The organism is Streptomyces sp. NPDC004609, from assembly GCF_042873655.1.
Classification (GTDB): domain Bacteria; phylum Actinomycetota; class Actinomycetes; order Streptomycetales; family Streptomycetaceae; genus Streptomyces.
In genome coordinates, this window is sequence record NZ_JBIALS010000003.1 from 135,056 (window position 1) to 159,664 (window position 24,609).

Below are 24,609 nucleotides of genomic sequence, written 5' to 3' on the forward strand. Positions count from 1 at the left end.
GCGGCCTCCGCGCGTTCTCCCTTTCGACACCCACGGCCCCCTTCGGCTCACGCACCCCCGCTGCCCCCGGAGTCCCGCACCCGGGTCTGCTATGGGCAGCCGGGCCGGGTGCCCGCGCCGCGGCACGGGCCGCTCGTCCGGCCGTACTGAGCGGCGGCCGGTGCGGCCCGGCGGGCGTCCGGCCGGGTCAGCCGCCGTGGCCTTCCGCCGTACGGATCGCGTCGCGGTACGCGCGGGCCGCCGTACGCAGCGCCGCCTCCGGGTCGGTGCCGGACGACTCCGCCGCCACGGCGAGGGCGAGGAGCTCGTACCCGACGCCCGCTCCGGACGGGAGCGGTACGTCCAGTCCCGCCGTACGGACCCGGGACGCGAGCTTCGCGGCGAGCGCCAGGCCGGGCTGTCCGAGCGGCACACCGTCCGTGACCGAATCGCGCTGCTTCTCGACCGCCTTGGTCCGGAGCCAGATCCGCCGGACGTCCTCCGCGGTCTCGGCCTTCTCGTCGCCGAAGACATGGGGATGGCGGTGGATCAGCTTCTCCACGATCGTCGCGGCGACGTCGTCGACCGAGAACGGCTCCTCCTCGTCCTCCTCCGCGATCCGGGCGTGGAAGACGACCTGGAGCAGGACATCACCCAACTCCTCGCGCAGTTCGTCGCGGTCGCCGTCCTCGATGGCCTCGACGAGTTCGTACGCCTCCTCAATCCCGTACTTCGCCAGCGCCCGGTGCGTCGGCACCGAGGACCAGGGGCACTCGGCGCGGATGCGGTCCATGACCTGGACGACGTCGAGCAGCCGGGCGCCCGGGAGGTCGTACGAGCCGGGCAGCAGCTCCAGGTCGGGCATCGGGACGCGGCCGGAGCCCGCGAGGCGGGCGAGTCCGTCGGTCAGGGCCCGGTCGCCCTCACCGGTGGTGAGGACCACGACGGTCGCTCCCCCGGAGCAGGCGTCGACCAGCTCCCGCGCGGTGGGCGCGGCGATCTCCACGGTGACCCCGGCCTCGCGCAGATACGGCAGCTGAGGGTGGGAGGCGTCGGCGCACAGCACCCGGTCGGCCGCGTGCAGCGTCTGCCACGCGGGCCAGGACAGCAGTCCCGGCGCGACACGGTGGCTGGCGGTCAGCAGGACGACACGGCCGTCGGGAGTGGGGGGTGAAGTGGTCACCCCTCGAACCTACCCCGCGGCCCGCGCTGGCGGATTCCACGGGCCGGGCGGACGCGGGGCGGGCGCCGGACCCGGGAATGAGGACCGGGAAGGCGGACCCGGCGAGGACCGGGCGGGCCCGTCACGCAGTGGCGGGCACGGGCTCCTGGGGCTTGGTGACCTGGCTGATCCAGGGGGCCTTGTACTCGCCGAGCTCCAGCTTCTGGTTGTCCCAGGCGCCGAAGCGGGGGTTGACGTCGATATCGAGGGACTTGGCGGCGGCGGTGAACGCGTCGTTCAGCTTCTGCCGGCCCTCGGCCTCATTGGCCGCGCTGATGGACTGGGCGAGCTTGTTGATGAGGACGTCCCGCCGGATCACGGAGTCGAGCTGGTCGGGGGCGACCCCGCGCTGCTGGAGGTACATCGCGGCGAGCTGCTCCTCGCCGCCCGCCTGGCGCACCACCGCGGTCCGGGCCGCCTGCATGTCCTTGCGGCTGACGGTCACGTCCGCGTCGTCGGCGGCGCGCTGGACGACCCTGTTCACGATCAGGTCGTACAGCTTGGCGCGGCTGATCTGGCCGCTGTTCTTGATGAGCTCGGCGGCCTCCGGGGAGTTCTCCTGCGCGGCGCGCACCTGCTTGACCGCTCCCTGGACCGTGGACACCTCGATCCGCTCCCCGCCCACGACGGCGGCCGCGCCGGGGTGAGCCTGGTCACTGCAGGCGCTGAGAAGGGGCGCGGCCAGGAGCAGCGCGGCGGAGACGATGATCGCGGTGCGACGGCGGCGGTGCAAAGGAGCCTCCCGGCGTGATTGTGCGGTGGTTCACAAAGCCCTGAGGTGATGATGTTAGGCAGTGGAGGGTGGTCCGGGCCACTACTTCGCCCTCACTGATTCGGTCAATGATCCGTACGCCGGTTCGATCCGGCCGCCGGTGTGCCCGTCCACGGCACGGCCGTTCCCGGAAAGCACACCGAAGGGCGGCCGGGGACCGGCACACGGCACAGGACGGACCGCCGGAACGCACCGCCCCCGGGCGCGGCGGGCGTGTCGCCTCTCGCACCACGGACCGCGCCCCGCCTCCGAGGGCGGTCTTGCGCCACCGATCGCACCCACCACGGATATCCCCCTTCATGTTGCTGCATGCAACAGTTACTCTTTTGGCCAGTTCGCCGCGACCGCCCGAATTCCCCGCGACCGGACCAGCAGACCGGCCCGTGGGATCCGTGATCGTCGATCACAACCCCGGGCGAACGGAGGCTCTTTCGCGAGGCGGACGGGCGGCCGGGAGATCTCACTCGGCAGAGACGGCAAAGAGACCGCATGACACCGCTCGTTCACCGCGAGGGCCACGGCCTTCCCACCGCGGACACCGCTGCTCCGGTGCCCGCCGGGACCACCGCCGGCCGGCGTCGTCCTCCCGGAGCGGCTCCGGCCTTCCCGCCCTCGCGCGCGGGGACTCGGGCCGCCGGGGACACACGGGCCGCGGGGCGCGCGGCCCGGCGCTCGCGGCCCCCGGCGAGACCACCGCGGCCCCGGGGCGGACACACGGACCACGGTCAACCGGACCGACATACGACAACGGGCATATCCGGCCCGATCGGGAGAAGCGCATGAATCATGCCGCATACGACGGCCCCAGCCGCAGAACCCTCTTCAAGGCGACCGGCATCGCCGCGCTGGCCGCCGGGGGCTCCTGGGCCCTGGAGGGGCGGGCCTCCGCCGCCGTGACCAGCGGACTGCCGTTCCAGTTCAAGACCGGTGGCTACACCTGTGTCACGGATGTCCCCGACGAGATGCAGCCGTGGCGCGACCACACGGCCCTGCGGGTCGACACCGGACCGCACGACGCCGAGGGCGTGCGGATGCACCTCGTGAACGGCAAGCAGTACGACCACCCGGTCAGCCAGCTGCAGTACGGCCTCCAGAACGTCACCAGCTACCGGCAGACCCAGGACGACTTCTACCTCAAGAGGGCCCAGGCGCAGGCGAAGCGGCTGATCGACCGCAAGGTCAGGGCGCGTGCGGCCTGGTGGTTCCCGTACCCCTTCGACTGGTCCTCCGGCGCGCACAAGGGAGTCGCCTACAAGGCCCCCTGGTACTCGGGGATGGCCCAGGGCGAGGCGCTGAGCCTGTTCTCCCAGCTCGCCCTGCTCGACGGTGTGTCCCCGGCCGATCAGCAGCTGTACCGCCAGATCGCCGACGGCGCCTTCGCCTCGCTGCTGGTCGCGGACAACGCCAACCCGTGGGTGGTCGCCAGGGACAAGGCGGGCTACCTGTGGATCCACGAGTACCCGAAGAACAAGCCGGCCGTTTCCGACTTCACGTACAACGGCTTCATGTTCGCGGCGCTCGGGCTGTGGGACTACCACAAGATGACGGGCAATCCGCTCGCGGAGAAGCTCTTCGACGGCTCGCTGACGACGCTCTTCCAGTACTACCCGAACATGCGGAACACCAACTGGATGTCGGACTACTGCCTCACCCACGGTGTTCCGAACGCCAAATACCATGGTGTGCACGTCAAGCTGATGCGGCAGCTGCACTGGCTCTCCGGCAGCGTCAAGTCCGCCCACATCTCCGACATGCTGATGGACGACTACCCGCATCCCGCGCTGGGCTCGCCGGGTGGCCAGATCGCGCTGGCCGGGGGCGTGCACACCTTCTACAAGTTCGGCGCCACGGGTGCGATCACGGCGACGAAGAAGCTCACGTTCAACCGCGCCACCGCGGCGCCGTCCTCCCAGCGCATCCGTATTCAGGGGCGCGGGATCCACTACCTCATCAGCTCGGGCACGGCCAAGGGGTGGTACACGCCCGAGGCGTACCCGAAGGCGTATCTGCGGGGCGAGTGGTTCGCGTCGGTCTACCGGCCGACCCGGATGGCCACCTTCCCCGCGGCCACCAGCATCGGCTGCATCAAGGTGGCGGAGAACGGTGACGTCCTGGAGACGAAGACCGTGCGGTTCGCCAAGGCGTCCACGGCGCCCTTCGACCGCAGGGCCGTGGTCAACGGCCGGCCGATGATTCATATCACCGCGGGATCGCTCAAGGACTTCTGGGCGCCGGCCTCACAGATTCTGCCCGACGGACGCTGAGGCCCGCCCGTCGCCCGCGGCGGGGTTCTCCGTCCGCGCCGCCGGGTTCTCCGCCGTCCCGTGCCCGCGTCCGCGCTCCCGCGCGGACGCGGGCTCCGGGCGCAGCATGATCGCCCGGGAGACGATGAAGGTGATCGGTATCGCGGCGGCTGCGGCGATCAGCGGCGCGTAGCGGCTGCCGAGGTGGAGCACGTCCACCAGCAGATAGACCCCGGTGGTGGTGACCGTGAAGTTCGCCGCGTTCGTCAGCGGGAAGAGGAGGAACTTCCGCCAGGTCGGCCGGGTCCGGTAGGTGAAGTAGGAGGTCAGGAAGAAGGAGCCGATCATGCTGAGCACAAAGGCGATCACATGCGCGGCGACATACGGCAGCCGGTTCAGCAGGACCAGGTACATGCCGTAGTACGTGCCGGTGTTGACCGCACCCACCAGGGCGAATCTGACCAGCTGGCCCTGGACTGTCATCTTCTCGCCGGCTCCCGTGCCTGGTGGCTGTCCGTGTCCGTACAAGGACCCGGGAAGCGTACGTCATGGCCGTACGCCTGGCGGGTCGAACTCCCCGTATGTCTTGCGGACGAGCGGCAGCGGCCCCGCGGTTCCTCGGGGTGGAAGCGGTTCCTCGGGCCGGCGGGGGTTCCCCGCGACGGCAGCGGTTCCTCAGGGATGGAACTGCCGCTGCCGCTCCAGCGCCCTGCGCAGTTCGACGGGAAGCTGGTGGTAGGGCCCGTAGGTCCGCTCGGCGTCGTAGAGCAGGCTCTGCAACTCGTGCCGCGCGCCGCCGTGGTCGCCGACCGCCAGCATCAGATTCGCGATGCGGTGGCGGACGTCGAAGGCACGGGCCGGGTCGCCGCCGTTCTGGTAGTACGGCAGCACCGCGCGGTACTCGGCGATGGAGGCGGCGGCCTCGCCCAGCTGCTCCAGGCACTGGGCCGCGTCGTAGCGGAACTGGAGCGTCTGCGGGTCGGCGGGGCCCGCCTCGGCCGCCCGGTCGTCGGCCAGCCGCCGCAGCTCGGGCAGCGCGCGGCGGTACTGCCCGTCGTCCATCAGCGTCGTCGCGTACTGCTTGCGCAGGATGCGGACGACCGGGGAGCGCTCGCCGTGCTCGGCGGCGGCGGCCGGGAGGATGCCGCCGAGGATGTCCACGGCCCGGGTGATGCTGCCCTCGCCGAGCAGGCGTTTGACCTCGTCGACGGCGGCGGCCACATCCGGCCGCGCGGCCGGGGGCGCGACGACCGGGGCGGGCTGGGCGGCCGTGGCCCGGTCCGGCCAGGGCGCGTGCGGGCGGAGAAAGGGGCGGGTGGGATCGAGCGGCCCGCTCGGGACACCGCGCTGGGGCAGCAGGGGCGCGAGTGACTCGTACACCTCCTGGGCGCCGGACGGCCGGTGCTGCGGGTCCTTGGCGAGCAGCCGCAGGACCAGGGCCTCCAGCGGCTCCGGTATGTCGGGGCGCATCCGGCGGACCGGGAGCGGGGCCTCGTACAGATGGCGGTGGAGGACGCCGAGGGCGGTGGAGCCCGCAAAGGGCACGTTCCCGCTGAGGAGTTCGTGCATCAGCACCCCGAGGGCGTACAGGTCGGTGTACGGGCCGACCGCGCCGCCCATCGCCTGCTCGGGGGCCATGTAGGCGGGGCTGCCGATGGGTGAGCCGGTGTGGGTGAGCCGGGTGGTGTCCGTGTCGATGACGGAGGCGACGCCGAGGTCGAGAACGGTGACGGTGCCGTCCGGCTTGACCATCACATTGCGCGGCTTGAGGTCGCGGTGCACGATCGGCACCGCGTGCACGGCCGCGAGCACCGCGCAGAGCTGGGCGGCGACCGCGACGGTCCACTGCCACGGGTAGGGCTCGTGCTCGGCGAAGTGGTCGGCGAGGTCCGCGCCCTCGACGTACTGCATGACGAGATAGAGGTCGTCGTCCGCGCTGCCGGCGTCGTGGACGGTGACCAGGCCGGGGTGCGTGACCTGGGCGGTCACCCGGCACTCGCGGACGAAGCGGCGGCGCATCTCGTCGGCGTCGGAGCCGTGGGCCATGTGGTCGGGACGCAGGAGCTTGACCGCCACCCGGCGGTCGAGCCGCCGGTCGTACGCCGTCCAGACCTGGCCCATGCCGCCCTGGCCGATGAGAGCGGACAGCTCGTACCGCTCCGAGACGACGCGACCGTTCACCGGCCCTGCTCCTTGCGCAGGTAGTCACTCAGCTCGTCGAGTTCGGCACGGACCTGGTCGATCCGGGGCTTGTCGGAGGCGGCGGCCGGGGCGGCGGGGGCCGCCGGGGCGGGCGGCACCGGCGCGGAGGGGTGCACGGGGGCGCCCGGAGGGTTCTGCGGCTGCGGGTGCGGCTGGTTCTGGTTCTGGGGCTGGGGCTGAGGCTGCGGGTGGGGAAGCGGGGAGGCCGGGGACGCCGGGTGCGGATAGCCGTAGCCCGGCGCCGCGGAGGGCTGGGTGGTCCCGTGGGGCGGGTAGCCGTACCCCTGGGTCGCGGGCGGCGGACCGTAGCCCCCGGTGACCCCGGGGTGGTACGCGGCCGGTCCGCCCGCCCACGCGGCCCGGCGGGCGTCGTGGTGCCGGATGTCGACGACCAGCAGGTGGATCGCCGACCCGATGGCCAGGGCGAACAGCGTCAGCAGCACCATCCAGTCGACGGCGTTGATCTCCTCGCCCTCCGGGGCACCCCACTGGGAGATGACGATGAGCAGGACGATCGTCAGGATGAAGCTGGCCGCGAACAGGATCCAGTCGGACTGCCGCCGCCGGATGACGGCGACGCGCAGCATGGTGCCCCAGGCGAGCATGCCGCAGCTGAACACCGAGAGGATCACGAACACCACGCGGAGCACGACGGCCACCGCGGTCGACGGTGGACCGGACTGCTGAGGGGCATAGCCGGGGCCGTGCATTCCTGCTCCTGGTGACCTGGGGACGAGGCAAGGTGGGTAGGGACGAGCGTATACACCGACGAGGACAACGGCTCAGGGGTTGTACCCACCTGTTGTCCGATACGTCACTCCGGACCTACTGAACCCCCGATTCCGCATGTCAGTCCGCTCTCCCGTCCGTTCGCGGACCGCCGTCCGGCTGTACGGTGCCGTCCGTGAGGCCGTCGTACAGACCTTGCACCAACTGCTCGCCGAGCCGCCCCGCCAGCCGCAGCGCGTCCTCGAACGCGGCCAGCGCGCGGAAGCGTTCACCGTAGCGGCGCTGGTCGGCCAAGGGTACTCGTGGCAGTTGCAGACGGCGTACGTCGAGCCGGGTCGCGGTGGAGGCATAGCTGCTGGCCTGCCGGGTGTTGGCGGTGCCGCGCAGGAACCCGGCGAGGAACCAGGGGTCGAGCGCCTGCGGGTCGGGGCGCAGCAGCTGGAGGCTGCGGCCGAGCGCGGCGCCCGCGGTCGCCCGGTCGACCACGCGGACGACGGCGCCGCCGCCGTGGACGGGCACGACGACATCGCCCTCCTCGGTGCGGACGAGGCCCTCCTCCGCGCCCGCGCCCTCGGCCCCGGCCGCACCTCCCGGTGCCGCGTGGTCCGCGGGTACGGCCAGGCTCTCCAGGCCCGCGGGGACCTCCTGGAGCGTGCCCGACGGGGGTGACCCGGTGAGGACGTCGTGTTCGGTGAGGACGGTGCCCCGGGGCGATCCGGGCGCGGCGGACGCGGTGCCCGCGCGGATCACCAGCGCGCCCGCGCGGGCCAGTTCGCCGATGGTGGTCGTCGGCCAGGGCGCGGCCCGTCCGGTGGCGGCGGGCGCGGGGGTGAGTTCCCGGGTGAGCTTGAGGGTGTCGGCCAGCCGGTCCCTCACCCGCAGGAGTTCGTCCGCGTCACCGCCGGTGGCGGCGGGCGGGACATGGCGGGCGGGGGCCAGGTCCACATCGTCGTCGAGGAGTTCGATGACGGGTACGGCCCGGCTGACCCCGGCCCGGTCCTCCGCCCGGCCGTCCGGCTCGTCGCAGGGCCCCCAGGCGTCGAGTACGGCGTTGTGCACGGCCTGCCAGTCGAGCCGGTCCCGGCCCCCGCCCGAGCCGGCGAGGTCGGTGGTGTCCACGAACAGCAGCTCCGGCGAGGGGCCGCGCTCCGCGTCCGGTTTGCGCAGCACCCAGAGGTGGAGCGGGATGCCGTAGGGGGGCGCGGCGCCCGCGGGCAGCGCGATGACGGCCCGCAGCGCCCCGCGGCGCAGCAGCCCGGCGCGGATCCGGCGGCCGGAGCGGCGGGACGCGGCGGCCGGCGGCATCAGCAGGACGGCGGTGCCGCCGGGGCGCAGCCGGGCCAGCGCGTGCTGGACCCAGGCGAGTTCGGACTCGGTGCGGGCCGGGAAGCCGTACTCCCAGCGCGGGTCGTAGCCCAGCTCCTCGTGCCCCCAGTTGCGTTCGTTGAACGGCGGATGGCACAGCACGGCGTCGGCGGTGACATCGGGGAAGGCGTCGGCGCGCAGGGTGTCGCCGGAGCGGGCGCTCACGGTGGCGTCGCCGTGCAGGGCGAGGCGCAGGGCGGTGAGCGCGGTGAGGCCGGTGTCGGCGTCCTGGGCGTAGAGGGCGGCGGGGCGCTCGACGGCGCGCAGCAGGGTTCCGGCGCCGGCCGCCGGGTCGAGGACGGTGCGGCCGGGGCCGGGCACGGCGATGGCGGCCATGAGCGCGGCCGGGCCGGGCGGGGTGGGTGTGTACTGGCGGAGGTTGGATTCGAGGAAGCGGCCGAGGAGGAACTCGTACGTCTGCCGGGCGCCCAGTTGCGCGGCGAGTTCCCCTGCGGACCGGAGGAACGGGACGAGGTTCTCGGGACGGACGCCGGCCGCGCGTCCCGTGAACAGTTCGGTGCGCTCGGTCCGCCCGTCGCCGAAGCGGGAGCCGAGCGCCTGCTCCAGCGCGGTCGGCAGCAGTTCCGCCATGCGCTCGTCGGAGCGGGCGGTCAGCTCCTGCCAGGTGGTCGGCCGGTCCCGTACGAGCAGCAGGGCGCAGCCCGCCTGTACGAGGGCGTCGGCGGCGGTGGCGGGATGGTCGGCGAGCTGCTGCCAGACGCGTTCCCGCAGGGGCACCTCGGCGAGTTTCCCCTGGTCGCGCAGCCATCGCTCGACGTCGGTGAGGGCGAAGGACGGACTGGTCTCCGTGCCTCCGACGGGTTTGGGGAAGTCCGCGTGCCGGCGCCGCCAGTTGCTGACCGCGGCCCGTCCCACTCCCGCGAGCCGGGCGATTCCGGCCGCGGTCACCTCGCTTGCGCTCTCTGGCACCTGACCGCCTCCGTGATCATCCGCACCCGCTGCTCGGTAGCCCCCGTTGTGTTGCCGATCATACCGATGTTCACCGGAGAGACCGATTCACACCACACCTATCACTTCATCACGCGAGTGATGTTGACCGAGTTCACAGGCTCTGCTGTTATTGACCCCGTCGCTTCACGGGGCCGTCGGCAACGTCGCGCCCCACACATCGTCATGTCCTCCGGGAGAACACGTCCATGTCCCACTCCATGCAGCAGCCCCAGCCCCCGCACGGCGGGCCCCAGCAGACCCCCCAGTGGGGCGGGCCCCAGCAGGACCCGCAGTGGGGCGGCGGCCCCTCCCACCGGGCCGATCCGCCGGCGAACAACAGCCGCCCCAAGACCGCGCTGGTGCTCGGCATCATCGCCCTCATCGTCGGTCTGATCCCCTTCGTCTTCTGGATCGGCGGGATCCTCGGTCTGATCGCTCTGATCGTCGGCCTGTCGGGACGGTCGAAGTACGGCCGGGCGGCCAACCCCGTCGGCGCGATCCTGGGAGGCGCCGGCATGGTCTTCGCCGTCGTCGGCGCGGTGATCACGCTCCAGATCATGAGCGACGCGGTGGACGAGCTGGACCGGTCCGTCAATGACGCCAGCTCCTCGGTGGAGTCGGACTCGGGCTCGCTCGACACGGACGGCAAGAAGGGCAAGGGCAAGAAGGGCAAGGGGAAGGGCAAGGGCAAGGGTGGCGACAAGGGCAAGGGCGGTGGCGCGAGCGGTCTCGCGGCCGGTGACACCGCCGCCTACGACGACGACCTGAAGGTCACCGTCTCCGCCGCCAAGGCCTACACCCCGAGCGAGTACGCCTCGGGCCACACCCCGGGCAACAAGGCGTACCAGGTGACCGTGGCCATCGAGAACGCCGGCCAGGAGAACTTCGACTCCACGCTGGTCCTCGCGGACGCCCGCGCCGGAGCGGACGGGGTCACCGCCGAGCAGATCTTCGACGACAAGGTCGGCGCCGGCTTCGACGGCACGATCCTGCCCGGGAAGAAGTCCACGGTGACCTACGCCTTCGACGCGCCGGCCGACGCCAAGGAGCTCACGGTCGAGGTCACCCCCGGCTTCTCGCACGACGCGGCGATCTGGGAGCTGACGCTCTGACCGTCCGCCCGGCTCCCCGCACGGAGGGGAAGCCCTACGTCCTCCGTGTCGACGAGGCGGGCAGTACGGAGCCGGGCACGATGACCTTCTCCGACTTCGACAAGCCGGTCCCGGCGAAGAAGCCCGCTGCCGGGGACATCCTGGACATCGGGTAGCGGGACCACACGGGCCCGGGGTCGCATGACCCGCCCGCGTCCCGTCGCCCGACCGTGAAGAAGGCCGCCCCGGGGGAGCGGCCTTCTTCGCGTGCCGCCTCCGACGGGTGCCGCCTGCCGCGGGGCCGGCCGACGGAGCCGGTCCCCCGGGGCCGGACACGAGCGGCGCACAGCGCTCGTACACCGCTCGCGCAACGGGAGGGCGGGCATGGGGGGCCGCCGCCCGTACCCCGGTTGTTCTTCCACCTCCCACGCCGGTGGACCGGGCCCGGTGAGCCCGTCCGCTGCCCCGGCCGGTCACACCATGCCGAGTACGCGGCAGTACTCGCGACCGACCGCGGCCACTGCCACCCGCCCTCTCCCCCATCGTCATCCGCTGGAGAGAACGATCCGTCCCATGCGCATACCCCCCACGGCGCACCCCACCGCACGCGACCCCCGATGAACAGTCGGCCGGGGCCGGGACGTCAGGGGGTTCCGCACTGTGCGAGCATCGTCCGCTTGTCCGCGGCGGTCACCGGCATCTCGTACTCCACCGCGACCTGCGCGAACCGCACCGCGTACGCGCACCGGACCTTCTTGTTCGGCGGGAGCCAGGACGCGGGGCCCGAGTCGCCCTTCCGGCCGTTCGCCGGGCCGTCCACGGGCAGCAGATTCAGGGGATCGTTCGCGAACCGCCGCCGCTTGGCGTCGCTCCAGCGGGCCGCGCCCAGCTGCCAGCCGTACGACAGCGGGACCACGTGGTCTATCTGCACGGCCGACGCGTCCCGCTTGCGCCAGTCGATGGCCGCGCCGGTGTACGGGTCGTCCAGGGTCATCGCGACGACCACACAGTCCGAGCCCTCGCGGTAGCGCAGGTCCCTGCCGTCCCGGGCGAGCAGATCGTTGCGGGTGTCGCAGCCGTTGCGCGCCAGCGGCACCCCGTCGGCCGTGTCCAGCCAGGCGCTCCCGAAACGCTCCCGCTCGTACCCCGTCCTGGGCCCGCGCCCCTTGGTCGCCACCTTCTCGATGAGCCGCCGCGCCTCGGCCCGCTCCCCGCCGGGGCCGACGGCACCGAGACCGGGCCGCGTCCCCTCGGGGTTGTCGAGCGGGCTGACACCGCGCGCGTCCGCACCCCGCCCCCCGCCGTCCCCGGCGCCGCCGTCCGCCGAGGGCCCGTCGCCCGTCTCGCACCCGGCGAGCAGCGCGGTGACGGCGAGGAGAGCGGCGCATACGGCGGGAACCCTGAGTGCTTTCACCCACGCAGGTTACTGACAGCCCGTCGGGCCCCGGCAGTCCGGGACGAGCGTCAGCCGCCCAGGATCGTCGTCAGGAACTCGCCTGTCCACGACAGCAGTTCCCGTCCCACCACCGGCTTCCCGCCGATCTTGGCCCCCGCCGGGCGCGGCACGAGGATCTGGTGGGCAGCGGGCTTGATGACCGTACGGGGATACAGGCGCTTAAGGCGCAGTTCCTGGGACTCCCTCAGCTCCACCGGCGCGAAGCGGATGTTGGAGCCCTGGAGCACGATCTCGGAGACCCCGCAGGCCCGGGCCAGCATGCGCAGCCCCGCGACCAGCAGCAGGTTCTCGACCGGCTCCGGGAGCTTGCCGTAGCGGTCGGTCAGCTCCTCGCGTACCGCCTTGATGTCCTCCTCCGTGTTCACGGAGGCGATCGCGCGGTACGCCTGGAGGCGCAGCCGCTCGCCCGGCGCGTAGTCGTGGGGGACGTGCGCGTCGACGGGCAGCTCGATCTTGACCTCCAGCGGGGGCTCCTCCACCACACCGCCGTCGATGGACGCGCGGTAGTCGGCGACCGCCTCGCCGACCATGCGGACGTACAGGTCGAAGCCGACGCCCGCGATATGGCCGGACTGCTCGCCGCCGAGGAGATTGCCCGCGCCCCGGATCTCCAGGTCCTTCATCGCGACGTACATGCCCGCGCCCATCTCGGTGTGCTGGGCGATGGTCGCGAGGCGCTCGTGCGCGGTCTCCGTCAGCGGCTTCTCCGGCGGGTACAGGAAGTAGGCGTAGCCGCGCTCCCGGCCCCGGCCGACCCGGCCGCGGAGCTGGTGGAGCTGCGAGAGGCCGAAGTTGTCACCGCGCTCGACGACGAGGGTGTTGGCGTTGGAGATGTCGATGCCCGACTCGACGATCGTGGTGGAGACGAGGACGTCGAACTTCTTCTCCCAGAAGTCGACGACGACCTGTTCGAGCGCGTTCTCCGACATCTGGCCGTGGGCGGTGGCGATCCGGGCCTCGGGGACGATGCTCCGCAGCCGGGCCGCCGCGCGGTCGATGGACTCGACCCGGTTGTGGATGTAGAAGACCTGGCCCTCGCGCAGCAGTTCACGGCGGATCGCCGCGCCGATCTGCTTCTCCTCGTACGGGCCCACGAACGTGAGGACCGGATGCCGCTCCTCCGGCGGAGTGGTGATCGTCGACATCTCGCGGATGCCGGTGACCGCCATCTCCAGCGTGCGCGGGATCGGGGTGGCGGACATGGTGAGCACGTCCACGTTGGCGCGCAGCTTCTTCAGCTGCTCCTTGTGCTCGACGCCGAAGCGCTGCTCCTCGTCGACGACGACCAGCCCGAGGTCCTTGAACTTCGTCTCCGACGAGAACAGCCGGTGAGTGCCGATGACGATGTCGACCGCGCCCTCGCGCAGTCCCTCCAGGGTGGCCTTCGCGTCCGTGTCGGACTGGAAGCGGGACAGCGCCCGGACACTGACCGGGAACTGGGAGTACCGCTCGGAGAACGTGCCGAAGTGCTGCTGCACCAGCAGGGTCGTCGGTACGAGGACCGCGACCTGCTTGCCGTCCTGGACCGCCTTGAAGGCCGCCCGGACGGCGATCTCGGTCTTGCCGTAACCGACGTCGCCGCAGACCAGCCGGTCCATGGGGACCGTCTTCTCCATGTCCTCCTTGACCTCGGCGATGGTGGAGAGCTGGTCGGGGGTCTCCGCGTAGGGGAACGCGTCCTCCAGCTCCCGCTGCCAGGGCGTGTCCGGGCCGAAGGCGTGGCCGGGGGCCGCCATCCGGGCCGAGTAGAGCCTGATCAGATCGGCGGCGATCTCCTTGACCGCCTTCTTCGCGCGCGCCTTCGTCTTCGTCCAGTCCGCGCCGCCGAGGCGGTGGAGGGTGGGGGCCTCGCCGCCGACGTACTTGGTGATCTGCTCCAGCTGGTCGGTGGGGATGTACAGGCGGTCGCCGGGCTGGCCGCGCTTGGCGGGGGCGTACTCGACGACGAGGTACTCGCGGGTCGCGTTCTGGACCGTCCGCTGGACCATCTCGATGTAGCGGCCGACGCCGTGCTGCTCGTGGACGATGTAGTCGCCGGTCTCCAGGGTGAGCGGGTCGATCGTCTTGCGGCGGCGCGTGGGCATCCGCTGGCCGTCCTTGCCGGCCGCCTTCTGGCCGGACAGATCGGTCTCGGTGAGCACGGCGAGCCGCAGCGCCGGGTCGATGAAGCCGTAGTCGATCGAGCCGCACGCCACATGGACGATGGACGGCGAGATGTCCGCGAGGTCGGAGTCCAGCCGGGCGGGGATACCCTCGCCGCCGAGCACCTCGACGGTACGGGCCGCGGGGCCGTGGGCCTCGGTCACATAGACCGTCTGCCAGCCGTTCGCGAGCCAGCCCTTGGTGTCGGCGAGGGCACGGGCGGTGTCCCCGCGGTACGACTCCGGGGCGTGCATGCCGAGCTTGAGGGTGTCGTCGCCGACGATGTCGTCCGGCGGCCCGTCACCGGCCCCGGCGCCGATCCCCGTCCCGGTTCCGGTGGCGGCTCCGGTTCCGGTGTCGGCTCCGGTTCCGGTGTCGGTGGCTCCGGAGGCGAACGGGGAGACCGACCACCACATCATCTCCCGTTCGCGCGCCCTCTCCCGTACGTCCGCGATCCCCCACAGCGAGGCCGCCCCCACATCGATGGGGGCCTGGCCCCCGCCCGCCGTCGCGGCCCAGGAGGCGTGCAGGAACTCCTGGCTGGTGGCCACCAGGTCCGCCGCCCTCGTACGGACCCGCTCCGGGTCGCAGACCACGGCCATCGAGCCCTGGGGCAGCACGTCGACGAGCAGTTCCATGTCGTCGACCAGCACCGGCGCGAGGGATTCCATGCCCTCGACGGCGATGCCCTCGGCGATCTTGCCGAGCAGTTCTCCCAGCTCGGGGTGGGCCTCGGCGAGCGCGGCGGCCCGCTCCCGCACCTCGGGCGTCAGCAGCAGCTCACGGCAGGGCGGGGCCCACAGTCCGTGTTCGGCGATCTCCAGCGAGCGCTGGTCCGCGACTTTGAAGTAACGGATCTCCTCGACGTCGTCGCCCCAAAACTCCACCCGGAGCGGGTGCTCCTCGGTGGGCGGGAAGACATCCAGGATGCCGCCGCGCACGGCGAACTCGCCGCGCTTCTCGACCAGCTCCACCCGGGAGTACGCGGCTGCCGCGAGCGCGTCCACGACCTCGTTCAGATCCGCCTGCCGCCCGGTGCGCAAGGAGACCGGTTCCAGCTCGCCCAGGCCCTTGACCTGCGGTTGCAGTACGGAACGGATCGGCGCGACCACCACGGACACGGGCCCGGCGGCCGGGTCGTCCGCCGAGGGGTGGGTGAGCCTGCGCAGCACCGCGAGGCGGCGGCCCACGGTGTCGGAGCGCGGTGAGAGCCGCTCGTGGGGCAACGTCTCCCAGGACGGGTACTCGGCGATGCCCTCCGCGGGCAGCAGGGAGCGCAGCGCCGCGGCCAGGTCCTCGGCCTCCCGGCCGGTCGCCGTGACCGCGAGGACCGGGCGCCCGCTGTCCCGCGCCAGCGCGGCCACGACGAAGGGCCTCGCGGCGGGCGGTCCGACCAGGTCGACATGCATACGGCCCGCGCCGCGGGCGGCCTCCACCGCTTCGGCGAGCGCGGGGTCACGTACGACGGCATCGAGCAGACCGTGCAGGCTCATGAAAACGGTTCCATCCCAGGACGACGAGGCGGCGGGCAACGCGAAGGACCCGACACGTTCAACGGGCCGGGGGTCTCCAGCGTACGCCCGCCCCCGCACTCCCCGCGCGCGCAGCCCCCGGCCCCGCGGGAGGCTCGCGACGCCTGCCGCCCTGCACCGCCGACGCGCCTGTTCCGGGCCTCTCCCCGGGCCTCCGGGGCCCGAGCCGTGTCGTGTGCGTGGTGCGCACACCACACGAAAGAGGACGCCGGGGCGGGAGCCGGGGGCGCGCCGGTGGTCCCTGGGCGGCTCGGGCCTGGTCTCCCCCGGCCCGGACGCTCACCGAGGCCAGCCCTCGGACACCGGACCGGTGGCAGTCGTGCGCACCGGGGCGTGGGGGCGGGCGGCCTCCGGGCAGGGCGGTCAGCGGACCCTGGCGCCGTACACGTTGTCGACCGTGATCGTCACCAGCACTCTGCGGTCGGACACCATGACCGACCGGTACTCGTCCCAGTCCGGATGCTCTCCGGAGGCGGCGCGGTAGTAGTCCACCAGTGCCTGGACCTCGGGACCGTGCGGATCGTCCCCCGGCCCGACGAGGGTGACCGCGCCCTCGGCGGTCACCCATTCCCAGCCGTCCGGGCTGGTCACCTCCAGCGCGGCCCGTGGGTCCCGGCGCAGATTGGCGACCTTGGCGGTCCCCTCGGTGGTCGACACCCGGATGACACCGGCCGCCCTGTCGTAGGACGGCAGGACGGGAGAGAGCTGCGGACGGCCGTCGGACTTGATCGTCGCGAGCACGCCGAGGCGGCTCTGTGCGAGCAGCGCGTGCGGATCGAAGAGTGTGTCTGCCATGTCGGCCCCAACCGGCGACCGAAGGCGGCGTATTCCGTCCCCCACGCTCCCGGCGGCCATCCGGGTGGCGGCCGCGCGGTGGAGGTCCTCTACAGCACGGCCCCCTTGACCGCCTCGACGAATGAGCCCCACGCGGCCGTACCGACGACGACGGCGGGACCGTGCGGCGCCTTGCTGTCACGTATGGGAACGAGGTCCCGGGCCGAGGCGTGTGCGGGGGCCCACTCGACGCACTGCCCGCCGGAGGATCCGCTGTACGACGACTTGACCCAGTTGATCGTGCTGAAGTCCTGCTGCTTCACGGTGTGTACTCCTTGTGCACGGCCTTCATCAGAGTGACCGAATCATCAGGCGACAGGGCATGCGCTCGCAACCGATCAAAGTTCTCCACGGCGGTTCTCACGGCGTCGTCAGAACGGTAGATCCGACCCCCCTTGGGGACATCGTCCGCGTACAGCACTGTGGTGTTGTCATCGAACGCGAGCAGGGTGAACGGCAGTGTGTGCGCGGCGGCGGCCCCTGATGAGAAGGGGATGACTTGAAGGTCGACCCCAGGTCGGCCGGACATACTGATCAAGTGGTCCATCTGCCCGGCCATCACCGACGGACCGCCGACCACAGTCCTCAGACAGGACTCGTGCAGGACCACCCACAGCATGGGTGGCTGCTCGCGCTCCAGAACCTCATGTCGGCTCATCCGAGCCGCGACCTTGCCCTGAATCACCTCCGCCGCCTCCCGCGGATGTCCCGCACGGAAGATCGCTCGCGCGTACTCCTCGGCCTGAAGCATCCCCATGATGCTCGTGGCCGAGAAGTCGAGGATGCGGACCGCCTTCCACTCCAGCTGTAGATACGGCACGAACCACGAAGGATGCTCCCCTTCCTCGACACGACGGAGCAAGCGCGCGAAGAGGCCGTGTGTCCCAAAAGCGAGATCACATCCGTGGGCAAACTTCTCGCTCGGCATCAGGGCGCCCGCCTCGACCTTGCTGATGTATCCGTCGGTGTATCCGACCGCTCTGCCCAGCTGCTTCTGAGTGAGCTTGCGGCCACGGCGCACCTCCCGGACCTCCAGGCCGAAGCGCTCCAGGGGATTCAAACTCTGCCCAGACTCACCATCACTCATACGGCTGGCCTCCCCATAGACCGCTCTGACCAGGTGCCTCGCTGCGAATGAGAATTGAATGATCCCATTCAAGTGCAGTCATCCTATGCCTCGTTGTGTTGATCTGAGCACGCGCAGCAAGAAGACACCGAGCGAAGGGCGGCGTGCGACGATGACCGGCGAAGAACTCCCATGTCAGGCCGACGAGACCACGGGGAGCAGTCCCTTCGTCCGTGGCGAACCCATCCCGCCGTCGTCCGTACCTGTGTCACCCGATGAGGCCGGAGGCCACGCCCACGGCAAGGTACGAACAGAGACCTCCGGCCTGAACGAACCGGCGGCCGACACCGGAATGCCCGAACTCCACCCCGGCGACGTCGTCAAGGACATGGGCATCGGCAAGGTGGGGCGGGTCATGGATCGCGTCGGCACGAACTACCAGCTCCGGCCGCTCAACGGCGGACGCGAGTGGGAGGCACCCGCACGGGATCTGCGGCCCGCCGTGCAGTCCGACGCCATAAGCGACGCGGTCAGGGACGCCAACGCGCAGAGCCGCCGCAGGATCTGAGGCGGGCCCGCTCCGGCGGGCCCCACTGCCCTCCGGGCAGCCCTGTGACCAAGCGCCCCGGCGTACCGCTGAGGGCCGGTCCACCGGGGCTTCGCAGAACAGCCGACAAGGAGCTGAACCACGTATGCGTGATGCTGTCCGGCGTGCCCTCGTCCAGGCTTTGAATCTCGTGCTGCCGTCCCGGGGGCGCCATCGATCGGCCGCCGACCGGGGGCCCGTACCGACGCCCGGCCCCCGCCCGGTCGGTCTCTGGGGACAGCCCTGGCCCACCCCCACACCAGCGCATGTCGTCGAACGGCACACACCCCTGCGGGGTGAGGACGTGCGCCTGGTCCGCCCGTATGTCTCACCGGCCCGGCACCCACCGCACCGGACCGTGGCCCGGCGGCCCCGGAAGCCGGTGTACGCGGTCTTCGGCCGGCAGGTCGAGATCCTGGGCGGGCTGTACGCGCGGCACGGGCGCCGCTCCGTGCGGGTGCCGCAGGGAGCGGCCGGATGAATCTGCGAGGGCTCACCGTTCCCGTACCACCCGAGCGCTCCGCCCGCTGCCTGAACTGCGGACGGCTGACCACCGCGCCGGTCACCGTCCGCAGGATCGAGACGCCGAGCGGTCCCGGACGCACCCTGTACGCGTGCCCCGCATGCGCACCGCTGCTGGTCCCGGGTCCGGGGCCGGTCGACTGCGGGTTCTCCGGGTCACGTCCCGACCCACGCGAGGCCGTGTGAACAACGACCGGCCCCCGGGGCGCGGTTCCTCCGCACGCCCCGGGGGCCGGCTTCCTCACCCCACCCGGAGGGTCATTCCGTGGCGATGGCGTTCAGGACGTTCATGCGGCCCGCGCGGAATGCCGGGACCAGTGCGGCGAAGAGGCCGACGAACGCGGAGGCGACGAAGACGGTCACGATCGTCGGCCAGGGGATCTCCAGGACCTTCAGGCCCTCCAGTGCCAGCAGCTTCTGGGCCGCGGTGCCCCAGGCCATGCCCAGGCCGAGGCCGAGGAGGGCGCCGAAGAGGGCGATGACGACCGATTCGAGGCGGATCATGCGGCGGAGCTGGCGGCGGGAGAGGCCGATGGCGCGCATCAGGCCGATCTCGCGGGTGCGCTCGACCACCGAGAGGGCCAGGGTGTTCACCACACCGAGGACGGCGACGATGATGGCGAGCGCCAGCAGGCCGTACACGATGTTCAGAAGCTGGCCGATCTGGTTCTGGAGGTCCTTCTTGTAGTCCGCCTGGTTCTTCACCTGGTACTGCGGGTACGGCTCCAGGGCCTTCTTGAGGGCGGTGTACGACTCCTTCTCCTGGCCTTCCTTCGCGGAGGCGAGGAGCATGAGGTTCCCCGGCATCCGCTCGGCCGGGATGTACCGCTCGGCGGTGGCGGTGGAGAGGTACTTGGCGCCCTGGTCGAGGCTGGCGTCGTCGGAGGTGACCGCCCGGACCGTCAGCTCGGCCGTGCGGCCGCCGTTGAAGGCGACGGTGAGCCTGTCGCCGACCTTCACGCCGTACTTGTCCGCGTAGGTCTCTCCGACGGAGATGGAGTCCTTGCCGTACGCGGCGGACAGGTCGCCGGTGACGGTCTCGCGGCGCAGGTCCCGCGCATAGGTCGGGTCGGCGGCGATGAGGGATTCCTTGGTGACGGCGCCGGACGCGGTGGTGACCTTGGCGCGGACGTCCTTGTACTGGGTGATGTGGTCGATGCCGGGCACCTTCGCCATGGCCTGCTGTGCCTGCGGCACGATCGGCTGGAAGGTGGAGGGCACGACGATGAAGTCCGCGCCGACCGACTTGTCCAGCTCGTCGTTGGCGGAGGCGACCATGGAGGAGCCGACCACCGACAGCCCGGCCACCAGGGCGAGGCCGATCATCAGGGCGGCGGCGGTCGCTCCCGTGCGCCTCGGGTTGCGCAGTGCGTTGCGTTCGGCCATGCGGCCGATGGGACCGAACATCCGCAGGGTCGGCGCGCTGATGATCCGTACCATCACGGCCGACAGCAGCGGGCCGATGACGACGAAGCCGACCAGGGTGAGGAACACCCCGAGGCCGAGGTACATCGACCCCTCGCTCGCCTTGTCGGCGCGGGTGGCCATCACGAGGGCCGCCGCGCCGCCGCCGGTGACGAGGAGTCCGAGCACGGCCCGGATCCAGCCGGACCGGGCGTCGGCGGGCGTGCCGGCGTCGCGCAGGGCGGCCATCGGGGAGACCTTGCCCGCCCGCCGGGCCGGGACATACGCGGCGACGACGGTGACGACGACGCCGAGCACGAGCCCGACGACGGGGGTGGTCACCTTGACGGTCAGATCGTTCGTGGACAGCTCCATGCCCATGGTGCCCATGAGCTTCATCAGGCCGACGGCGAGCCCGACCCCGGCCCCGACACCCGCGACGGAGCCGACGAAGCCGAGCAGCAGCGCCTCGATCAGCACGGAGCGGTTGACCTGCTTGCGGCTGGAGCCGATCGCGCGCATCAGCCCGATCTCACGGGTGCGCTGGGCGACCAGCATCGAGAAGGTGTTGACGATGAGGAAGATGCCGACGAGGAAGGCGATTCCGGCGAAGCCGAGCATCGCGTACTTCATGACGTTCATGAACTCGCCGAGGTCCTCGCGGCCCTCGTCCGCGCTCTCCTTGGCGGTCTGGAGCTTGTAGTCGCCGCCGGTGACCGCTGCGACGTTCTTCTTGAGCTGCTCGTCGCTGACACCGCTGCCGGCGGTGACGATGAGCTGAGTGAACAGCCCTTCCGCACCGAGGAGTTCGCGCTGCGCGGTGCGGGTGTCGAAGTAGACGATCGCCGCACCCGGGTTGGTGACCTTGAAGCTGGCGATACCCGAGATCTTCGCGGAGAAGTCGCCTGTGGCGGAGATGGTGCGCAGTTCGTCGCCGAGCTTCAGACCGTGCTTGTCGGCGGTGTCGGCGTCGACCATCACCTCGGTGGGGCCGCGCGGCTCGTGGCCGGAGGTGATGTCGACCATCTTGAGATCGTTCCGGACCCAGTTGCCGGCCATGGTGGGGGCGCCGGTGGTCGAGCCCATGTTCTTGTTGTCGGCGTTGACGACGGTCACATTCATGTTCACGACCCCGCCCTCGACGGACGCGACGCCGTCCGCCGACTCGACGGTCCGCACCAGGGACGCGGGCAGCGTATCGGGCTTGCCGGTCTGCTGGCTCTCGTCCTCGTCGCCGCTGCCCTTGGGCAGGACGGTGGTGTCGGGCGAGGTGATCGCGAACAGCTTCTCGAAGGTGGTGTTCATCGTGTCGGTGAACACCAGGGTGCCCGAGACGAAGGCCACGGACAGCAGCACCGCCACGGCCGAGAGCGCCATACGCCCCTTGTGCGCGAGGAAGTTGCGCAGGGAGGTCCTGAATACGGTCACGACGTACGCCCCCGGGCGTCGAAGTCCTTCATACGGTCGAGTACGGCGTCGGCGGTGGGCCGGAACATCTCGTCGACGATCCGGCCGTCCGCGAGGAAGACGACGCGGTCCGCGTAGGAGGCGGCGACCGGGTCGTGCGTGACCATGACGATGGTCTGGCCCAGCTCGTCGACGGAACGGCGCAGGAAGCCGAGGACTTCGGCGCCCGCGCGGGAGTCGAGGTTTCCGGTCGGCTCGTCGCCGAAGATGATCTCGGGCCGTGCGGCGAGCGCGCGGGCCACGGCGACCCGCTGCTGCTGGCCGCCGGAGAGCTGGGTGGGCCGGTGCTTGAGGCGGTCGGCGAGGCCGACGGTCTCGACGACGCGGTTCAGCCAGGCGGAGTCCGGCTTGCGGCCGGCGATGTCCATGGGGAGCGTGATGTTCTCCAGGGCGTTGAGCGTCGGCAGCAGGTTGAACGCCTGGAAGATAAAGCCGATCCGGTCCCGGCGGAGCTGGGTGAGCTTCTTGTCCTTGAGGCCGGTGATCTCGGTGTCGTCGAGGTAGATGTTCCCCGAGGTGACGGTGTCGAGTCCGGCGAGGCAGTGCATCAGTGTGGACTTGCCCGAGCCCGAGGGGCCCATGATGGCGGTGAACCGGCCCCGGTCGATGTCCACGTCGACATGGTCGAGCGCGACGACCCGGGTCTCCCCGGTGCCGTACGCCTTGACGACCTGCCGTCCGCGCGCGGCGACGGCGGTCCGCCCTCCAGTGGCCCCGTGGGGCGGAAACGTCATAGCCGTGGTCACGGTATGTCTCCTCGATCAGTGGTCGGTTGGTGTCGCCGCGTACAGGACGAGTCTGTCGGCGGGAGCCGGGCGGCGCGCTGGGGCGGGGCACCGTCTTGGTGCGGGGGTTTACCCCACCTCCCGGTGGTGCTTCCCCCACCGCGCCCGGCACGGTCCCGCCCTGAGCGGCCTTCGCCCCCCTGCTCAGCGGCCGGACTCCCCCTGCCGGAGCGGTCCGGGCGCCGCGGGCAACCCGCTTCCGGGCGCCGTAGGAACAAGCTAGGGAACGGGCGCCCTCGGTCTCGTCGTCCCCCAGTACGAACATGTACCTGCCGCACGTAGGGAGAGGCCCCTAGGGGTCTACACCCCCGGGTGGAGGACACCTCCGTGAGCCTGCACCCTCCCGTTACGTCGGCCTCAAGTGCCATGCTGTCCGGGATATTTAGATGCATGGCGAAAGGATCTTGCGGTGGTGGGGAGGCGAGGACGGTCCGCCCCAGGTGGCGCACGCGGCGGCGGGCGCCCCCGGGGGCGCGGTGCGGTCGTCGCCGCGCTGATGGTGGGGATGGCGCTCGCCGCGCTCGATGTGACCGTCGTGGCCACGGCCGTCCCGCAGATCGTCGGGGACCTCGGCGGCTTCTCCGCCTTCTCCTGGATCTTCTCCGGCTATCTGCTCGCCGTCACCGTCACCCTCCCGGTGTACGGGAAGCTCTCCGACACCTTCGGCCGCAAACCGGTCCTGGTCACGGGCATCGGCCTCTTCCTCCTCGGCTCCCTGCTCTGCGCCACCGCCTGGAGCATGACCTCGCTGATCGCCTTCCGGGTCGTCCAGGGGCTCGGCGGCGGCGCGATCCAGGGCACGGTGCAGACCATCGCGGCGGATCTGTACCCGCTGAAGGAGCGCCCCCGGATCCAGGCACGGCTGTCGACGGTATGGGCGGCGTCCGCCGTCGGCGGTCCCGCGGTCGGCGGAGTCCTCACCACCTACGCCGACTGGCGCTGGATCTTCCTGCTCAATCTGCCCGTCGGCGCGGTCGCGCTCTGGCTGATCGTCCGTCATCTGCGGGAGCCACAGCGGGAGAAGACCCCCGTCTCCATCGACTGGCCGGGCGCGCTCGCCGTCTTCGGCGCGGGCGCCCTGCTGCTCACCGCACTCGTCCAGGGCGGGGTCGCCTGGCCCTGGCTCTCCGCACCGTCGCTCGCACTGCTCGCCGGCGGGGCGGCCTTCGTCGCCCTGACCGTGGCCGTCGAACGGCGGGCCGCGGAACCGGTCATCCCCGGCTGGGTATGGCGGCGGCGCACGATCGCGGCGGTGAATCTCGCGATGGGCGCACTCGGCCTGCTGATGATCGCGCCGAACGTCTTCATCCCGACCTACGCGCAGTCCGTCCTCGGACTCGGCCCCACCGAGGCCGGATTCGTCCTGTCCGTGATGATCGTGAGCTGGCCCGTCAGCGCCGCCCTGTCCAGCCTCCTCTACAGCCGTATCGGCTTCCGCCGGACCGCGGTCATCGGCATCTCGGTGACCTTCCTGATCCTGGCCGCCTTTCCGTTCCTCCCCTATCCCGGCGAACCCTGGCACGCCGCCGCCCTGATGCTGCTCCTCGGCGGGGCACTCGGTCTCTTCCAGCTGCCCCTGATGATCGGCGTGCAGGTCACCGTGGTGCGCTCCGAGCGCGGTACGGCGACCGCGTCCGTACTCTTCTGCCGCCAGATCGGCCAGACCCTCGGCGCGGCCCTCTTCGGCGCCGTCGCCAACGCCGTGCTCGCCGCCCGCCTCGGCACCGACGGCGACACCGACTCCGTCAGCCGCGCCCTGGAGAACCCCGCCGCCCTCACGGCCGACGCCGCCGACCGGCTGCGCCGCGCCTTCGACGCGGCGGTCGACCTGGTCTTCCTCGGTGCGGCGGCGGCCGCGGCGATCGCCCTGCTGGTGCTGCTGTTCGTGGCGCCCCGGCGCTTTCCGGTGGTGGAGGAGCCGGAGGAGGGTGACGGGCCCGGGGAGGGCGGGGAGCACGGGCGCGGGGAGAATCCCGGGCAGGGGGAAAGCGACGGTCGCCGGGAAGGCGACAGGCACGGGGAAGGGGACGGGCACGGGGAGAGTGAGCCGAGCGGCGGGCGGGCCGCGGGTGCGAGCCGCCCGCCGGGTCCCGGGGAACAGCCGCTCGGCTGACGGGACGTGCCGAGCCCGGGGGGCGGGAGGAGACGTGCCGAGCCCGGGGGGCGGGAGGAGACGTGCCGAGCCCGGTGGAGCGGGAGGAGACGTGCCGCTCGGGGGCGCGGGAGGAGACGTGCCGCTCGGGGGCGCGGGAGGAGATAAC

The 24,609-nt window shown here is 71.6% G+C and carries 19 protein-coding genes; 6 read left to right on the forward strand and 13 right to left on the reverse strand.

Translation table 11 applies throughout. The annotated features are described in order from the left end of the window. Positions 1 to 187: 187 nt before the first annotated feature. Positions 188 to 1,162 carry a nucleoside triphosphate pyrophosphohydrolase gene (locus tag ACFYT4_RS03935; protein WP_389264977.1) on the reverse strand — a complete coding sequence of 325 codons (975 nt, stop codon included), beginning with the start codon at positions 1,160 to 1,162 and terminating at the stop codon, positions 188 to 190. A 121-nt stretch (positions 1,163 to 1,283) separates the two neighbouring features. Further along, the gene (locus tag ACFYT4_RS03940) at positions 1,284 to 1,934 is read right to left on the reverse strand and encodes a SurA N-terminal domain-containing protein (protein WP_389264978.1); all 651 of its coding nucleotides are present in this window, start codon (positions 1,932 to 1,934) and stop codon (positions 1,284 to 1,286) included. 818 nt (positions 1,935 to 2,752) lie between these two features. Between ACFYT4_RS03940 and ACFYT4_RS03945 the strand changes: the two genes are divergently transcribed. Further along, positions 2,753 to 4,237: a D-glucuronyl C5-epimerase family protein gene (locus tag ACFYT4_RS03945; RefSeq protein ID WP_389264980.1), complete on the forward strand. Its 1,485-nt coding sequence runs from the start codon at positions 2,753 to 2,755 to the stop codon at positions 4,235 to 4,237. Here the strand turns inward: ACFYT4_RS03945 and ACFYT4_RS03950 are convergent. The 4 genes from ACFYT4_RS03950 to ACFYT4_RS03965 form a co-directional block, all read right to left on the reverse strand. Next, positions 4,211 to 4,699 carry a GtrA family protein gene (locus ACFYT4_RS03950; RefSeq protein WP_389264982.1) on the reverse strand — a complete coding sequence of 163 codons (489 nt, stop codon included), beginning with the start codon at positions 4,697 to 4,699 and terminating at the stop codon, positions 4,211 to 4,213. The two genes, ACFYT4_RS03945 and ACFYT4_RS03950, sit on opposite strands and share 27 nt — an antisense overlap. Positions 4,700 to 4,891: 192 nt before the next feature. Further along, entirely contained in the window at positions 4,892 to 6,397 is a 1,506-nt protein-coding gene (locus tag ACFYT4_RS03955; RefSeq protein ID WP_389264983.1) for a protein kinase, read from the reverse strand. Further along, a complete protein-coding gene (locus ACFYT4_RS03960; RefSeq protein WP_389264984.1) occupies positions 6,394 to 7,128 on the reverse strand; it encodes a hypothetical protein in 735 nt (244 codons plus the stop codon). The genes ACFYT4_RS03955 and ACFYT4_RS03960 overlap by 4 nt, the downstream gene beginning before the upstream one ends. A 139-nt stretch (positions 7,129 to 7,267) precedes the next feature. Then, the gene (locus ACFYT4_RS03965) at positions 7,268 to 9,442 is read right to left on the reverse strand and encodes an N-6 DNA methylase (protein WP_389264986.1); all 2,175 of its coding nucleotides are present in this window, start codon (positions 9,440 to 9,442) and stop codon (positions 7,268 to 7,270) included. A gap of 227 nt (positions 9,443 to 9,669) precedes the next feature. Between ACFYT4_RS03965 and ACFYT4_RS03970 the strand changes: the two genes are divergently transcribed. After that, positions 9,670 to 10,575: a DUF4352 domain-containing protein gene (locus ACFYT4_RS03970; protein ID WP_389264987.1), complete on the forward strand. Its 906-nt coding sequence runs from the start codon at positions 9,670 to 9,672 to the stop codon at positions 10,573 to 10,575. A gap of 622 nt (positions 10,576 to 11,197) precedes the next feature. Here ACFYT4_RS03970 and ACFYT4_RS03975 read toward each other — a convergent pair. From ACFYT4_RS03975 to ACFYT4_RS03995, 5 genes are all read right to left on the reverse strand, one after another. Beyond that, positions 11,198 to 11,968, reverse strand: a complete 771-nt coding sequence (locus ACFYT4_RS03975) for an HNH endonuclease family protein (RefSeq protein ID WP_389264989.1) — start codon at positions 11,966 to 11,968, stop codon at positions 11,198 to 11,200. A 50-nt stretch (positions 11,969 to 12,018) separates the two neighbouring features. After that, positions 12,019 to 15,645 (reverse strand): transcription-repair coupling factor, encoded by a 3,627-nt coding sequence (gene mfd, locus ACFYT4_RS03980; protein ID WP_389264991.1) that lies wholly within the window; start codon positions 15,643 to 15,645, stop codon positions 12,019 to 12,021. Positions 15,646 to 16,047: 402 nt separating this feature from the next. Then, positions 16,048 to 16,479: a PPOX class F420-dependent oxidoreductase gene (locus tag ACFYT4_RS03985; protein WP_389264993.1), complete on the reverse strand. Its 432-nt coding sequence runs from the start codon at positions 16,477 to 16,479 to the stop codon at positions 16,048 to 16,050. Positions 16,480 to 16,568: 89 nt separating this feature from the next. Further along, positions 16,569 to 16,781: a DUF397 domain-containing protein gene (locus ACFYT4_RS03990; RefSeq protein ID WP_389264994.1), complete on the reverse strand. Its 213-nt coding sequence runs from the start codon at positions 16,779 to 16,781 to the stop codon at positions 16,569 to 16,571. Beyond that, the gene (locus ACFYT4_RS03995; protein WP_389264995.1) at positions 16,778 to 17,605 is read right to left on the reverse strand and encodes a Scr1 family TA system antitoxin-like transcriptional regulator; all 828 of its coding nucleotides are present in this window, start codon (positions 17,603 to 17,605) and stop codon (positions 16,778 to 16,780) included. The genes ACFYT4_RS03990 and ACFYT4_RS03995 overlap by 4 nt, the downstream gene beginning before the upstream one ends. A gap of 85 nt (positions 17,606 to 17,690) precedes the next feature. On the opposite strand from ACFYT4_RS03995, the gene ACFYT4_RS04000 reads away from it, so the two are divergent. From ACFYT4_RS04000 to ACFYT4_RS04010, 3 genes are all read left to right on the forward strand, one after another. After that, entirely contained in the window at positions 17,691 to 18,152 is a 462-nt protein-coding gene (locus tag ACFYT4_RS04000) for a hypothetical protein (RefSeq protein ID WP_389264996.1), read from the forward strand. A 124-nt stretch (positions 18,153 to 18,276) separates the two neighbouring features. Further along, the gene (locus ACFYT4_RS04005) at positions 18,277 to 18,651 is read left to right on the forward strand and encodes a hypothetical protein (protein ID WP_389264997.1); all 375 of its coding nucleotides are present in this window, start codon (positions 18,277 to 18,279) and stop codon (positions 18,649 to 18,651) included. Continuing rightward, the gene (locus ACFYT4_RS04010; RefSeq protein WP_389264999.1) at positions 18,648 to 18,878 is read left to right on the forward strand and encodes a hypothetical protein; all 231 of its coding nucleotides are present in this window, start codon (positions 18,648 to 18,650) and stop codon (positions 18,876 to 18,878) included. The genes ACFYT4_RS04005 and ACFYT4_RS04010 overlap by 4 nt, the downstream gene beginning before the upstream one ends. 72 nt (positions 18,879 to 18,950) lie before the next feature. Here the strand turns inward: ACFYT4_RS04010 and ACFYT4_RS04015 are convergent, their stop codons facing one another. Together ACFYT4_RS04015 and ACFYT4_RS04020 are read right to left on the reverse strand one after the other, a co-directional pair. Beyond that, positions 18,951 to 21,524 (reverse strand): ABC transporter permease, encoded by a 2,574-nt coding sequence (locus ACFYT4_RS04015; RefSeq protein WP_389265000.1) that lies wholly within the window; start codon positions 21,522 to 21,524, stop codon positions 18,951 to 18,953. Beyond that, positions 21,521 to 22,297, reverse strand: a complete 777-nt coding sequence (locus tag ACFYT4_RS04020) for an ABC transporter ATP-binding protein (protein WP_389265285.1) — start codon at positions 22,295 to 22,297, stop codon at positions 21,521 to 21,523. Before ACFYT4_RS04020 ends, ACFYT4_RS04015 begins: the two co-directional genes overlap by 4 nt. Positions 22,298 to 22,760: 463 nt before the next feature. Here ACFYT4_RS04020 and ACFYT4_RS04025 point away from each other — a divergent pair, with 463 nt between their 5' ends. After that, positions 22,761 to 24,461, forward strand: a complete 1,701-nt coding sequence (locus ACFYT4_RS04025; protein WP_389265287.1) for an MDR family MFS transporter — start codon at positions 22,761 to 22,763, stop codon at positions 24,459 to 24,461. Positions 24,462 to 24,609: the final 148 nt, after the last annotated feature.

Coding starts and splice junctions, on each gene's coding strand:
- mfd (WP_389264991.1), bottom strand. CDS start 15,645: ATGAGCCTGCACGGTCTGCTCGATGCCGTCGTACGTGACCCCGCGCTC.
- ACFYT4_RS03985 (WP_389264993.1), bottom strand. CDS start 16,479: ATGGCAGACACACTCTTCGATCCGCACGCGCTGCTCGCACAGAGCCGC.
- ACFYT4_RS04005 (WP_389264997.1), top strand. CDS start 18,277: ATGCGTGATGCTGTCCGGCGTGCCCTCGTCCAGGCTTTGAATCTCGTG.
- ACFYT4_RS04020 (WP_389265285.1), bottom strand. CDS start 22,297: ATGACGTTTCCGCCCCACGGGGCCACTGGAGGGCGGACCGCCGTCGCC.
- ACFYT4_RS03945 (WP_389264980.1), top strand. CDS start 2,753: ATGAATCATGCCGCATACGACGGCCCCAGCCGCAGAACCCTCTTCAAG.
- ACFYT4_RS04010 (WP_389264999.1), top strand. CDS start 18,648: ATGAATCTGCGAGGGCTCACCGTTCCCGTACCACCCGAGCGCTCCGCC.
- ACFYT4_RS03950 (WP_389264982.1), bottom strand. CDS start 4,699: ATGACAGTCCAGGGCCAGCTGGTCAGATTCGCCCTGGTGGGTGCGGTC.
- ACFYT4_RS03995 (WP_389264995.1), bottom strand. CDS start 17,605: ATGAGTGATGGTGAGTCTGGGCAGAGTTTGAATCCCCTGGAGCGCTTC.
- ACFYT4_RS03970 (WP_389264987.1), top strand. CDS start 9,670: ATGTCCCACTCCATGCAGCAGCCCCAGCCCCCGCACGGCGGGCCCCAG.
- ACFYT4_RS04000 (WP_389264996.1), top strand. CDS start 17,691: ATGCCTCGTTGTGTTGATCTGAGCACGCGCAGCAAGAAGACACCGAGC.
- ACFYT4_RS03960 (WP_389264984.1), bottom strand. CDS start 7,128: ATGCACGGCCCCGGCTATGCCCCTCAGCAGTCCGGTCCACCGTCGACC.